The sequence below is a fragment of the Pseudomonas avellanae BPIC 631 genome, from assembly GCF_000444135.1.
In the GTDB taxonomy this organism is placed as follows: Bacteria; Pseudomonadota; Gammaproteobacteria; order Pseudomonadales; family Pseudomonadaceae; genus Aquipseudomonas; species Aquipseudomonas avellanae.
Map to the genome: position 1 here is coordinate 1 of NZ_ATDK01000186.1, position 215 is coordinate 215.

Annotated in this window: 1 protein-coding gene; it reads right to left on the reverse strand. The window is 54.4% G+C overall.

What is annotated here, in order from left to right; translation table 11 throughout:
• Positions 1-32: 32 nt before the first annotated feature.
• Positions 33-215: hypothetical protein (locus DW49_RS1000000133330; protein WP_206539572.1), on the reverse strand; the 183-nt coding region annotated here is incomplete at its 5' end.

A 215-nucleotide genomic window follows, 5' to 3' on the forward strand; every position in this document is an offset into this window, starting at 1 on the left:
CTCAGCCGTCACTTACGTCGCACTCTGCGTCGTCAATGCCATAGCGATGAAAAAGCGCTTTCGTTTATGTGCAGTGACTGCGGGCCAGGCACAACGCTGTGCTGCGGCAACGATACAACTATCGTGCGGCGCAGATCTATGGCATGGAGCACAACACAGCGGTTCTGCGATGTCAGTTGGATATGTTCACTGATCAAGGCACCTTTTCGCCCCTC